The sequence below is a fragment of the Enterocloster sp. OA13 genome (genome assembly GCF_022440595.1).
Lineage (GTDB): Bacteria > Bacillota > Clostridia > Lachnospirales > Lachnospiraceae > Enterocloster > Enterocloster hominis.
On sequence record NZ_JAKNTF010000001.1, the window covers coordinates 2,463,243 to 2,476,594 of the forward strand.

At 55.0% G+C, this 13,352-nt stretch carries 10 protein-coding genes; all 10 read right to left on the reverse strand.

The genetic code is table 11. The annotated features are described in order from the left end of the window. Positions 1-17: 17 nt before the first annotated feature. The 10 genes from rsmB to MCJ35_RS11065 all read right to left on the reverse strand — a co-directional run bounded on the left by rsmB (position 18) and on the right by MCJ35_RS11065 (position 13,342). Positions 18-1,358, reverse strand: coding sequence for a 16S rRNA (cytosine(967)-C(5))-methyltransferase RsmB (gene rsmB, locus MCJ35_RS11020; protein ID WP_025487123.1), 1,341 nt, complete (start codon positions 1,356-1,358; stop codon positions 18-20). Beyond that, entirely contained in the window at positions 1,358-2,053 is a 696-nt protein-coding gene (locus MCJ35_RS11025) for a zinc metallopeptidase (RefSeq protein WP_008716420.1), read from the reverse strand. The genes rsmB and MCJ35_RS11025 overlap by 1 nt, the downstream gene beginning before the upstream one ends. 32 nt (positions 2,054-2,085) lie before the next feature. Then, complete coding sequence (gene fmt, locus MCJ35_RS11030; RefSeq protein ID WP_025487122.1) at positions 2,086-3,039, reverse strand: methionyl-tRNA formyltransferase; 954 nt, start codon at positions 3,037-3,039, stop codon at positions 2,086-2,088. Between the two features lie 52 nt (positions 3,040-3,091). Beyond that, positions 3,092-3,580, reverse strand: coding sequence for a peptide deformylase (gene def / locus MCJ35_RS11035; RefSeq protein ID WP_025487121.1), 489 nt, complete (start codon positions 3,578-3,580; stop codon positions 3,092-3,094). 20 nt (positions 3,581-3,600) lie between these two features. After that, a complete protein-coding gene (priA, locus tag MCJ35_RS11040; RefSeq protein WP_240299478.1) occupies positions 3,601-5,904 on the reverse strand; it encodes a replication restart helicase PriA in 2,304 nt (767 codons plus the stop codon). A gap of 89 nt (positions 5,905-5,993) precedes the next feature. After that, the gene (locus tag MCJ35_RS11045; RefSeq protein ID WP_025487120.1) at positions 5,994-8,018 is read right to left on the reverse strand and encodes a hybrid sensor histidine kinase/response regulator; all 2,025 of its coding nucleotides are present in this window, start codon (positions 8,016-8,018) and stop codon (positions 5,994-5,996) included. A gap of 32 nt (positions 8,019-8,050) precedes the next feature. Beyond that, on the reverse strand, positions 8,051-9,370 hold the full coding sequence (locus MCJ35_RS11050) for an MATE family efflux transporter (protein WP_025487119.1): 1,320 nt from the start codon (positions 9,368-9,370) through the stop codon (positions 8,051-8,053). Positions 9,371-9,382: 12 nt separating this feature from the next. After that, positions 9,383-10,711, reverse strand: coding sequence for a M18 family aminopeptidase (locus tag MCJ35_RS11055; RefSeq protein ID WP_025487118.1), 1,329 nt, complete (start codon positions 10,709-10,711; stop codon positions 9,383-9,385). Between the two features lie 79 nt (positions 10,712-10,790). Next, the gene (locus tag MCJ35_RS11060; protein WP_240299479.1) at positions 10,791-12,194 is read right to left on the reverse strand and encodes an APC family permease; all 1,404 of its coding nucleotides are present in this window, start codon (positions 12,192-12,194) and stop codon (positions 10,791-10,793) included. A gap of 170 nt (positions 12,195-12,364) precedes the next feature. Further along, on the reverse strand, positions 12,365-13,342 hold the full coding sequence (locus MCJ35_RS11065) for an ornithine cyclodeaminase family protein (protein WP_162158558.1): 978 nt from the start codon (positions 13,340-13,342) through the stop codon (positions 12,365-12,367). Positions 13,343-13,352 lie beyond the last annotated feature (10 nt).

The following is a 13,352-nucleotide window of genomic DNA, read 5'->3' on the forward strand; positions in this document are numbered from 1 at the left end:
CGCAGGAACCACGGTTCTCAGACGCGCCTGAACACACTGATGAAAAAGCCGTCAAAGGGGTGGATTCCAGGAAGGAACTGTATCCGTCCATCCTTAAGGGATGGTTCATCAAAATCCGCCCCCAGCCTGCCGGATAAGTCCACTGGCTCAAGCGGGAAATTTTCTGACAGCCACATGGCATTCCCTTCATTTTCCATAGGGTCGATGGTGCAGGTGCTGTACACCAGGGTTCCTCCGGGCTTCACATACTGCCATACCACGGAGAGGATATCCCGCTGAAGCCTGGAAAGCTCCCTCATCTTATCTATGGTCATATTGTACTTGATGTCCGGCTTTTTGCCGATGATCCCAAGTCCGGAACAGGGCAGGTCCGCAATCACGATGTCCGCCTTTTCCCTGGCATCCTCATCAGGCACAAGGGCATCCCAGACCACCGCCTTGATATTGGCAGCGCCGGAACGGGCCACGTTTTCCTCAATCAGGGCTGTCTTCTGGTAACTTAAATCCCTCGCCTCCACCATTCCCGTTCCCTTCATCTTATCTGCCAGGTGCAGGCTTTTGCCTCCGGGGGCAGCGCATACATCGATGATGTAATCCCCCTCCTTCGGGTCTGCCAGTTCCCCCACAAAGGCGGAGGTGGCATCCTGCACCTGGATCCATCCGTTTTGGAAGCATTCCAGTCCTTCCATATAATCATAGCCTGAAATTGCCAGCACGGAGGGCAGACAGTCAAGTTCCTTCACCATTACCCCCTGGGAATCCAGGGAATTAAGGATTGCCTCCCTTAAAGCCCTGCTGAGGTTGCAGCGCACCCACGTGGGCCTGTCTTCAAGAAAAGAGGCGGCAATCATCTCCGCCTTTGCGCTGCCATATTCTTTTTCCCACATATCGTACATCCACTGGGGAATGCTGTAGGCCAGGGAGGGGGAATCAAACACCAGGGAAGCCTTTTCCCTGGATATGGTCCTTAACACCCCGTTCACAAAACCCTTAAGCCCGGTGAAACGGCGTTTCACCGCCAGCTTCACGGCTTCGTTGCAGACCGCGGAATCCGGCACCCTGTCCATGTATAAAATCTGATACACGCTCATCCGCAGAAGGTTGCGGATAAGCGGTTTCATCTTGTCTGTCTTTGTCTTTGAATACTTATTAATAATATAGTCAATCTGCAGGAGATATTCCAGGGTTCCTTCCGTCACCCGGGTGATGAACGCCCTGTCCGACTTGTCCAGGTACTGGTACTTCTGAAGGGCCTGGTTCAGTACCAGATGGACAAAACTGCCCTTATCCAGCACTTCCGACAGTATATCCAGCACAATCCCACGGTTTTCCATTCCCCTGTCCGGATTCCCAGCCATCAGTCCCTCCTTCTGTTGAAAATCATCAGCAGGCGCAGAAGCTGGAGGATGGAGGCCGCTGCCGCCGCCACATAGGTAAGGGCCGCTGCATTCAGCACGCTTCTGGTCTGGCCCACTTCCTGTCCTGCCAGGATTCCCGTGGAATCAAGAAGGGTAACCGCCCTGTGGCTTGCGTTATATTCCACAGGCAGGGTCACCAGCTGGAACAGGACCGCCAGTGAAAACAGTACGATACCCGCCATGGCAAGGCCGGAACCGCCGCTTCCAAGGAGCAGGCCTATGAGGATCAGGGGCCATGCCAGCTGGGAACCAAGATTGGCGGCAGGCACCAGGGCTGCGCGGATCCTTAAGGGTGAATAGTCCGTTGCGTCCTGCATGGCGTGACCGCACTCATGGGCAGCCACACCGATGGCGGCAATGGACGTGGAGCCATATACCGCGTCTGACAGGTTGACTGTCTTAGACCTGGGGTCATAATGGTCGGTCAGGTTCCCCGGCACGCGTCGTATGGTCACATCATAGATGCCCTGGGAATTCAGCAGCCGCTTGGCCGCCTCGGCCCCCGTCATGCCGCACATGCTCCTGACAGCCGAATAGCGCTGGTATGTGGCATTCAGTTTGGCGGACGCCATCATGGATACGATGACGCCAATCAGTACCAGTATATAGGTTGAATCATAAAATGGATAAAACATGGTTATTCATCACTCTCTTTCATTATGCAAAGTTACTGTTGTGTCCTGTTCACAAACACATCCCCGGCCGGTATGGGATATCCGCGCAGGAATGCCTCTATATCCATGCGCTTCTTTCCTTCCATCTGGAGTTCTTTGATGGAAAGAAGGCCGTCTCCTGTCCTGACTGCCAGGCAATGCCTGTCAGACAGAGCCACCCCTCCGCAGGGCAGGCTGTTTGCAGGGGCCTCATCCTTAATGACATCCGCGGCCCAGATTTTGATGGTCTTTCCGTTCCACATGGTGTAGGCGCTTGGCCACGGATTAAGGCCCCGTATCAGGCGTTCGATGGATACGGCGTCCTGATTCCAGTCAATGTCCCCAAGGGACTTGGTCAGCATCTTCGCATAGCAGGTCCCCTCCTCTGTCTGGGGCGTGCGCACGGCCGTACCCTCCTCCAGTTTCCTGAGTGTGGAGAGAATCAGGCTTCCCCCTGCCAGGCTCAGCTTGTCGTGAAGGCTTCCCCCTGTCTCCTTTTCATCGATGGGTATGACCACCTTCTCCAGCATGTCGCCGGTATCCAGGCCCACATCCATCATCATGGTGGTTATGCCTGTCTCTTTCTCGCCGTCAATGACACACCACTGGATGGGAGCCGCCCCCCTGTACTTTGGCAGCAGGGATGCATGGATGTTGACGCAGCCATACCTGGGAAGTTCCAGCACGGCCTTGGGAAGGATCTGGCCAAAGGCAATCACGACAAACGCATCCGCCTCCAGTTCCCGCAGCACCTCTATGAACGCCTGGTCCCTTACCTTCACCGGCTGGTATACGGGTATCTTATATTCCAGCGCCTGGACCTTCACAGGCGTCATCTGCATCTCTTTGCCCCTGCCCTTTGGTTTGTCCGGCTGGGTTACCACGGCAGCCACATCATGTCCTGCTTCCACCAGCGCCTTAAGCGTGGGTACGGAAAAATCCGGTGTTCCCATAAATACAATACGCATGTCCACACTCCTGTTCCTCAATCATATCTGTAAAACCCTGCAATATACGTTCCTACTCAGCAATCTCTTCCTCAGGCTCAGCGCCGGCGTCCACCAGCTCACCTTCCACCAGTTCCACATACATCTGGCCTTCCAGATGGGCAACCTCATGGCAGATGGCCCTTGCCAGAAGTCCCTCGCCCTCCAGCTCAAAAGGCTCCATGTTCTCATCCAGGGCCTTAACCTTCACGTAGTTAGGACGTGTCACGATACCGGATTTGCCTGGAAGGCTTAAGCACCCCTCATATCCGGTCTGGCTGCCGTCCTGAGCGATGATCTCTGGGTTGATCAGCACATACTGGTTGCCGTCGTCCACATCAATGGTCACAATCTGCTTCAGCACTCCAACCTGCGGGGCGGCCAGGCCGCAGCCATTGGCCTCATACATGGTTTCAAACATATCTTCAATCAATTCCATGGTCCGCCCGGTCATCTCCTTCGCAGGCTTGCACTTCTTTGTTAAAATATCATCTCCCATAATCCTTATCTGTCGAACTGCCATTTTCTACCAATCTCCTTTTGTCATGTTAAATCATACTGTATTGTCAGGCCAAAACGGCCCTCGGCCTCCTTAAGGCGGAGTTCTGCCATTTTCCTAATCTGTATCAGTATATCATAATTTTCATGCTTTATATATAAAATTTTTCTATAAATATCATTAACTTTGTAAACAGGCGCATTCACGGGACCGATTAACTTAAGGTCCCTGCCGGGTCCATTCCTGTCCTGTCCGGCCTTCCATCCTTCCACCCATCCGGCGGTGCGGCCGGCCGCCTGTTCCACCACATCCTCCCTGGGACATGCCATCTGGATGGTTAAGAGTCCCACGGCCGGGGGATAGCCAAGGAGGCGCCTGTAGGCCATCTCCTGGCCGTAGAATGCCTCGTAATCCTGCCTTGCGGCTGCCTGGATACAGTAGTGGTCCGGCTGGTAGGTCTGGATGACCACATTGCCCTCCAGTTCCCCTCTCCCGGCCCTGCCCGCGGCCTGGGTCAGAAGGGCAAATGTCTGCTCCCCGCACCGGTAGTCCGATGCGAAAAGGGAAAGGTCCGCCGCTAAGGCGCCCACCAGGGTGACCTTGGGGAAATCATGCCCCTTCACAATCATCTGGGTCCCGATAAGGATATCCGCCTCCCCCCTTGCAAAGGCGGATAGTATCTCCTGATGGCCTCCCTTCCTGGACGTGGTGTCCAGGTCCATCCGCAGGATCCCTGCATCCGGGAACAGCCCGGCCGCCATGGCTTCAATCTTCTGGGTCCCTGTCCCGAAGGGGGCGATATACCGGGAGCTGCAGGAAGGACATACCTTTGGCTGTTCCATGGAGTAGCCGCAGTAATGGCACATCATGCGGCCGTTCCTGTGAAGGGTCAGTGTCACATCACAGTGGGGGCATTTGATGGCCTCCCCGCAGGAACGGCAGGATACGAAGTTCGCATATCCCCTGCGGTTGATGAAGAGCATGATCTGTTCCTTTTTTGCAAGCCTGTCCTCCATCAGTTCCTGAAGGCGGCGGCTGAAGATGGAACGGTTGCCTGCCCTCAGTTCCTCCCGCAGGTCCACGATTTCCACCTTGGCAAGGCTGGCATCTGCCTTCGCCCTCTCCTTCATGGTAAACAGGCCGTATTCCCCCCTCAGCGCCTTTGTATAGGACTCCAGGGACGGGGTGGCCGAACCGAGGATCAGGGACGCATGGTTCGCCTCCGCCCGCACGGCGGCAGCCTCCCTGGCGTCATACCGCGGGGAAAGTTCGCTTTTGTAGGCATTTTCATGCTCCTCATCTATAATGATGAGGCCAAGGTTTGAAAACGGGGCAAAGAGGGCGGACCGGGGACCAATCATGATATCAATATCCCCGGTCCTCGCCCTTTCATACTGGTCATAGCGTTCCCCGGCGGACATCCTGGAATTCATCACGGACACCCGGTTGCCGAAACGTGTGTAAAACCGCATCACGGTCTGCCATGTAAGGGATATCTCAGGAATCAGGACAATCACCTGGCGCCCCGCCTGGAGCACATGGGCAATCAGCTCCATGTAGACCTCCGTCTTGCCGCTGCCCGTGATTCCATGGATCAGATAGGTCCTTCGGATTCCCTCCCCATAGTCACGGAGAATGGAATCTGCAATCTCCTGCTGGGCCTGGTTCAGGGCCGGGAAGGTGCCAGGGTTCCCAGCGGTGCCTCCGCCAGCAAGGGTGTTCCCTTCCCGGGGCATGCCGGCCAGCCGCTGCATCTCCAGCAGCGGATTCCGGTACCGCTCCACCACCTCCACCTTAAGGACGCCGCCCTCCTCCAGCGGCTTAACCACTGCTGCCGTCAGGCTTAAACGGTTCATGGCTTCCTCATACGGAATCACCGGCGCCGAGAGAAAGGCTTCCAGAAGCCGGAGCCTTGCCTTATGGTTCTTCCTCCTGGCCTCCTCCACGGCCCGTAGCAGCCCCTCCTGGTCCAGAAGACACTTCAACTGCCGCTTTGGCGCCTCCTTTACCTTCTGCTTCACTGGAAGCACTGTCTTTAATGCCTGGTTCATGGTGGATCCATACCGCTCCTTCATCCACCATGCAAGCCAAATAAGCTGGGACTCTGCAGTCACGCTTCCCTGCACAATCCCAGCCACATCTTTTATCTTATTCTCGTCTATCTCCGCCTGGTCAGTCAGCCCCACCACATAACCTTTGCGCTGCCGGTTGCCCTGACCGAAGGGGATATAGACCTGCTGCCCCGCATGAATGCTCCCGGACAGGTGTTCCGGTATCCTGTACTGGAATGTCCTGTCCACGCTTTCATGGGAAATATCTATGATAATATTGGCATATTCCTGCCCCACCTGCGTCACCTGTCAATCTGAATCCATTATAAGTTCCTGACTATTATACATGACATCAGCTAAAAATGCAAATTACGGGGGAATATACATCAGGCCAGACACTTTTCCAGCACGTCAAAAAGCCGTTCATAGTCAATGGGTTTGGCAACATGGTCATTCATTCCGGCGGCCAGCGCTTTGGCAATATCCTCTGCAAACGCATTGGCTGTCAGGGCAATCACCGGGATGTCCGCCGCCTGCGGGTGGGTGCTTTCCCTGATTTTCCGGGCCGCCGTATACCCGTCCATCACAGGCATCTGCAGGTCCATTAAGATGGCCTGGTAATACCCGTCCCCCGATGCCTGGAATGCGTTTAATGCCTCCTGTCCGTTGAAGGCGCCTTCCGTACTGATTCCTGCCTCCCCAAGGATGGTCCTGACAATCTCCATGTTGAGTTCATTGTCCTCCGCCACCAGCACCCTGATGGTCCTGCCGGAAAATGCATCCCTGCGCCTGCCCACGTCCACGATTTTCCCGGACGCTTCCTCTTCCTTCTGTTCTTCTTCATCCAGTTTCAGGCTCAGCGTCACGGTAAAACGGCTTCCCCTGCCAGGTTCGCTCTCCACCTGGATGCTGCCCTGCATGGCGTTTATGATGCCCTGGGTAATGGGCATGCCAAGCCCCGTGCCCTGAATGTGTGTTTCCCTCACCTTTTCCTCCCGGAGAAAGGGCACGAAAATATACTTCCTGAACTCTTCTGTCATGCCGATCCCGCTGTCTTCCACGATGAACACGAAATTGCCGAAGCCGGCAACCCTCTGGGCCACTTCTTTTACGGTCAGTTTCACGGTCCCGTTCCCAGGCGTATATTTCACGGAATTGGACATGAGGTTTAAAAGTACCTGGCGCAGGCGCCCGCTGTCCCCTATGAGGCGGCGGTGCTTAAGGTCTGCCGTATCCACCTTCAGGGAATGGCCTCTTTCCTCCGCCGATGGACGGATGATGGTAACCACCTCATCTACCAGCTTATCCATGCAGAAAGGCGCGTCCATAAGCTGCATCTTCCCCTTTTCAATCCTTGACATGTCAAGGACATCATCAATGAGGGCCAGCAGATGGCTGCTGGACATATTGATTTTCTCCAGGCAGTCCTCCACCCGCTCCGGCTCATGGCTGTGGGACATGGCAATGGCTGTCATTCCTATGATTGCGTTCATGGGGGTGCGGATATCATGGGACATCTGGGCCAGGAAACTGCTCTTTGCCTCGCTGGCCTCCTTGGCCGTCTCATAGGCGGTCATCAGCGCCTTCCTGTTTTCCTCTTCCTGCTGCATCTCATTTATCTTCTGCTGGTGGATGTTCATATTGGCAAATACCACCTTTGACACACTGCCGTCCTTCATCTGGGCCACACTGAACCGGGAGCGCACCCACTGGACACGGTCCGGGTACTGGCGCCTGAAGTCAATGTCATACACGGGCCGTTCCTCGGACAGGATCTGCTTTAAGAATCCGGGACTCCCTGCCCGGCGCATCTTCTCCTGGTCCTGGGGACATACATGTTCCCGGATGAACTTTTCATAATATACCTTCAGGCTCCCCTTGGGAAATGCCCCTGTCTTCTCTATGTAATCCTCCTGCCATACAGCCTCCTCCACGTCATTGTCCAGGTCAAACAGATAGATGGAATAATAGCACTGGCACAGGTTGGAAAGCACATTGTCCCTGAGCCGGGCCTTCTCCCTGAGCATGATGGTATCGGTGATGTTCTGGTGATATCCCCTGAGGCATATCCCATCTTCCTGGCTTTCATCCCGGACGCCCCCGCAGCGCACATAGATGGTCCCCCACAGGGGATGTTCCCATGGATACTGGACTTCCGCCCGCTTATTGCGGATCATCTCATCCACCCCTGTCTCTATCATGGGATAAAAATCATGGTCAATCCGGTCATACCATACCCGGTAGCATTCCTCCGGGGACGGCATCCCATCCAGGCCAAGAAGCTCCATCATGGCCTTATCCCCGTACATCCTGGGTTCCTTCCCCTCCTCCAGTTCAATGGTCCATAACCCGGTGCGGGCCATGCGCAGAAGTTCCTGCATACTGGCCATATCCATAAAATGCTCCTGCATACACACCTGCCTCCTCCTATGTTTATTATCAATCAGACCGATATTGCCCGTTTTTCAAATCCCTTGAACCTCAGTGAGAACACAACTGCCCTGAAAATCCAGTCTATGAACATCCCATACCAGATTCCCATCACCCCAAGCTTAAATATGTACACGAACAGGTATGCGAACCCGATGCGGAAAGCCCACATGGAAAATACGGACACGGCCATGGTAAACCTGGCATCCAGGGACGCCCTCAGGGTATGGGGAATGGTAAATGCCAGAGGCCATACAAGCATGGCGATGCTGTGGGCCGTAATCAGGTCCCGGGACAGCCGGGACGCCTGCCCCGACAGCTGGTAAATCCCCACCAGTTCCCCTGAAAACAGCACCATGGAGGAGCTGAGCACCAGCAGGATGGCGTAATTCACCCCTATGAGGGACTTGGCATAATGCTTTGCCTCAGAGAGCCTTCCTGCCCCCACGCACTGTCCCACAATGGTGATAAGGCCCAGCCCGATGGCGGTTCCGGGCAGGTACAGGATGGTGACCAGGTTGCTGGCAACCGCATAGCCTGCAATGGAGGCAGTGCCCAGGGAGGACACAAGGCTCTGCAGGAATATCTTGCCGAACTGGAACATACCGCTCTCCAGCCCGCCCGGTATGCCGATGGAAAGGATGTTCTTAATCATGCCCATATCCGGCACCAGTGACTTCATGCTGTTCAGGCGGATGGAATTATGGCGGTTCTGTATGAGGACAAACATCATGGCCGCCGCAATGATGCGGCTGAACAGGGTGGGATAGGCAACCCCTGCCACCCCCATCTTAAGGCCGAACACGCAGATGGCATTGCCCACGATATTGATGATGTTCATCACCAGGGATGTCATCATGGACACCTTGGAATTACCCATGGAACGGAACAGGGCCGCACATGCGTTATACAGCCCGATAAAGGGATATGACAGCGCCGTTATCCAGAAATAGGTCTGTGCATTGTCCATCACGGACAGTTCCACCTTGCCGAATATGGCGCCCAGGAGACGGCGGTTGCCTATGATTGCAATAAGGGTCACTATCAAGGACAGGGTCAGGGTAACGCTGACCAGCTGTCCCGCCGCCTTACGGGCGTCCCTGGGCTGTTCCTTTCCAAGATACTGGGCGGAAATCACCGCGCCTCCCGTTGCCAGGGCGCCCATGATCTGTATGATCAGGACGCTGATGGAGTCCACCAGGGATACCCCGGACACGGCGGCCTCGCCCACGGCCGCCACCATCACCACGTCCACCATACCAACCAGCACCGCCATGATCTGTTCCACAATCAGGGGGGCCAGCAGTTTTATCAGTTGTTTTTTGGAAAACATATTACGCCTTTCTTATACTATCTCATAACATCCGCCCTCCCCTGCCCTGATACAGGCAGAGTAAAAGTGTGCGGCTGCCTCCGTAAGATAGCATGTATCCTTTATGCCGGCCGTCTCATAGGGTGAATGCATGGACAGCTGGGGAAGGCCGATGTCCACCGTGTTCAGGGACACATGGGCATTGCTTATATTGCCAAGGGTAGAGCCTCCCGGCATGTCCGAACGGTTGGCAAAGGTCTGGAAGGGCACCCCGGCCCTTTGGCACAGGGCTTTGAACATGGCTGCGGACACCGCGTCCGTGGTGTACTTCTGGTTGGCATTGTACTTGATCACAATCCCCTGGTTCATATAAGGACGGTTGGTGGGGTCTGCCCGGTCCGGCAGGTTTGGATGGACCGCATGGGCATTATCCGCCGATATCATGAAACTGGATGCCAGCGCCATCAGGTATGCCTCCTCATCCCTGCCAAGCCCGGTGTTGATCCGCCTCAGGGTATCCTCAAGGAATGTGGAATCCGCTCCCTGCTTGGTCCCGCTGCCCACTTCCTCATTGTCGAACACGGCATGGACCGCAATCCCCTCCGCGGGTTCACCCTCCAGGAATCCCTTAAGGGACGCAAATGCGCACTGCAGGTCGTCAATCCGCCCGCAGGAGAAGAACTCGCCTTCAGCCCCCCATATGGTTCCCGGCATCCTGCTGTACAGGAACAGGTCGTGGCCCAGGATGTCCTCCTCATGGACGCCTGCAGCTTCAGCCACAAGCTTCATGAACGTCCCCTTGGAGCCGTGGCCGCCAAACAGGGGAATCATATCCACCTGTGGGTTATACTTGTATCCATCATTGACCTGACGGTTAAAATGGATGGCCAGGTTGGGAATCATCAAAAGGTCACGGTCCACCTTCACAAGCTTTGATACCAGACAGTTCCCTGTCTTCACCACCAGACGCCCTGCCACGGACAGGGGCCGGTCAAACCACGGCGCGCACAGCATGCCGCCATACTTTTCCACATTCAGCCTGATATAATGGCCTTCGGATTCCATCTCCGGGTTTTCCTTAATCTTAAAGGACGGGGAGTCACTGTGGCTGGCCATGATCTGGTAGCCCGAACAGGTTCCGGCCGGTATCCTGAACGATATGATAGATGACTGGTTCCTGGTCACGAAGTAGGATCCCTTCTTTTTCAATTCCCACTTCTCACCTTCATGAAGCTCTGTAAACCCTGCTTCCCTGAGGATTCCTGCTATATTTGCCACTGCATGGAAGCTGGTGGGGCTGTCCTCCAGGAAACGTATCAGTCCTTTGGTCAGCTGGATGCATTCCGCCTTCTCTATACTCATCATGTATCTCCTTTGTCAATCATTTCCTTTTTATACCATCTACTGTACCACAAACCGGTCCATCAGGCAATAGAGCCGTTTAATTCTCCCTGGCAGCCAGCCAGGGCAGGATGAACCCAAGCCCCACCAGCACAAATGGGGTTACGATGTTGAGCACCAGCTGGAACAGGTCATCGGAATAGATACCTGTGATACAGGCAAATGCCGTAAAGCCGAAACACCAGATTCCCACCAGGGTACCGGCTGTCCTGCCCTTTAAGAACCGGTACTGGGCGTGGAAGGCATCCCCCGCCCTCTTAAGCGCGATATAGGCCACGAATACCCACAGGTAACGAAGGGGCATGCAGACCGAGTTGACCTTTACCAGCCAGCGCACCAGCACGTCCACATTCCGGATGCCGAAGGCAGGCACGATGATCAGGACGCAGACAATGAGCATCACCAGCCTGTGTCCGTTTACATAGGTGCCGTGTTCATTTTTCTCAAACATCTTCCTGGGTATGAAGCGCGTATCCGCGCTGTCAAGGAGCATGCGCAGGGGGGCGTCCACGGACAGCACCATGACGGAAAACTGGCCGATCAGGTTGGTGAGGGCGTATACAATCACAAAGAAATTCCCCATATGATAGTATTCCCCAAGCCTCTGGAAGGCGTAATAGGCGCCGTTTGTCATCAGGTCCGCCGGGATATGGTCTGAATCAAACATCATCCCAAGGGCAATGGTGCCAAGTATGGCGGTCACTGCCACCATAAGGGCCAGGGCCGCCATTCCCTTGGAGAAATCCCTGGACGGGTCCTTCATCTTGTTGACATAGGGGGATATTTTCTCGCATCCCCCCACCGCGAAGACCAGGATGGAAAGTCCCATGAAGAAGCTTAAGTCAAAGCTGGGGATGAAGGTCCTCCATGACCAGTCAATCGACATGAAGGTTCCTCCTGTCAATACCGGGGCAGCCACCATCATTGCAATGAACAGCATGGACATGATGAACATGGTGGAACCGGCCAGGGCGGACAGGCGCTTAAGCACGCCCATGCCCTTGCTGGATAGGTACATGGCAAACAGGAATATGACCAGACAGATTAACTGCATGACCGTGGTATCCATACTGCTGGCCCTCTTGTCCTGGAACAGCGCCCAGCTGGCCGCAATCACCGTGGAATTGGGCTTCTGGGAAATATATGGCATGTGCACCACCCAATAGGTCCAGCCAGCATAGTATGCCATCCTGGGACCTATGGTTTCCTGGATCCAGGAACTGACGCCCCCGCCCGCATCCTTGAAGGTGGAGCCAAGCTCGCCTACCATCAGGGCATACGGCACAAAATAGATGGCAAATATCAGGATCCAGGACACAATCGCCCTGAGGCCCCCGTATTCCGAAAACCCGTTGATGACATTCCCAAAGCCCCAGACCGTGGAAAATGCCATGAATGCAAGGGTATGCCATAAAATCTTTTTATCCTTGTCCCTCTGTCCCATATAAGTAGTTCTCCTTTTCCGGTTAAATTGTCTCCCTGAAGGATTATTCTTACCAGAAATATGAAAGATATGAGCCGGATACCTGTTTTTTCATTCTTTGGGGACCGGCTGAAAAAGGCAGCCCCGGACCGGTGTCATGTGACGCCGGCCTGAAGCTGCCTTTACCAGACCTAAAAAACCATCTTCTGTCCAATCCCCATTTCCAGCGCCCGCTCATAGACGGTCAGGGCGCAGTTCACATCGTGGGCCCCCATGCCCATATGCGTGGAAACTATGATTTCATCCTCCCGTTCCCGGCCAGGTACCTTTCCGGTGAGAAGTTCCGTCATATCGCCGGATACGTCCCCTTCTTTCAGCAATCCGCCTGGATTCAGCCGTGGTGACCGTAAAATATGGGCGTCCGGCCTGCGGTATCCCAGGTACCATTTGTCTGCCCTTTTTCCAATCTGCGGGTCCAGGTCCCGGAATCCCTCGATTCCAATCACGGTTGCGCCGGGCTTTAGCATATCCCAGGTAACAAGGGGTGTCTGTGCGCCGGATGCCATAAGGATTAAATTGCTTCCGGTTACTGCCTTTAAAGGGCTGTCACAGGGTATCACCTCCACCCTGTCCTTCAGTTCCTCCCTTACAGCCTCTATTGGCCCGGTACTCCGGCTGAAGATACGGACCTGCCTGATACAGGGGAACTGGGTAAGCATCCCCCTGATGCCGGACCTGGCCTGGGCACCGCATCCGCAGACCGAGAGGACCTTTGGCCCTGGCAGGCACAGGTGCCTGGCCTGTACCACGCCATGGCCTCCGGCCGTGCGCATGGCAGTGATGTTCATGGCCCCTACAAGGGCTATGGGGGACCCGCTTTTTGTATCACTTAAGATAACCAGGGTTCCGTGACAGAATGGATAGCCGGGCAGCGGGTCCGCATACGTGCTGATCCATTTAACCCCTGCCGCGTTTCTGTAGTGGAGGATGGCAGGCATGGAATGAAAATTGTTCATTTTCGCTTCATCCACATACATGAGCGCCATATCCCCCACCGTGATGTCCCCCAGGCCGATATGGAGGAAGGTGTCCTCTGCTGCTGCAATCGCATCAGCCGGGGTCAGCAGGGAACACACGTCTTCCTCATTTAAAAATAGCATATGATTCATTTTCCTACCC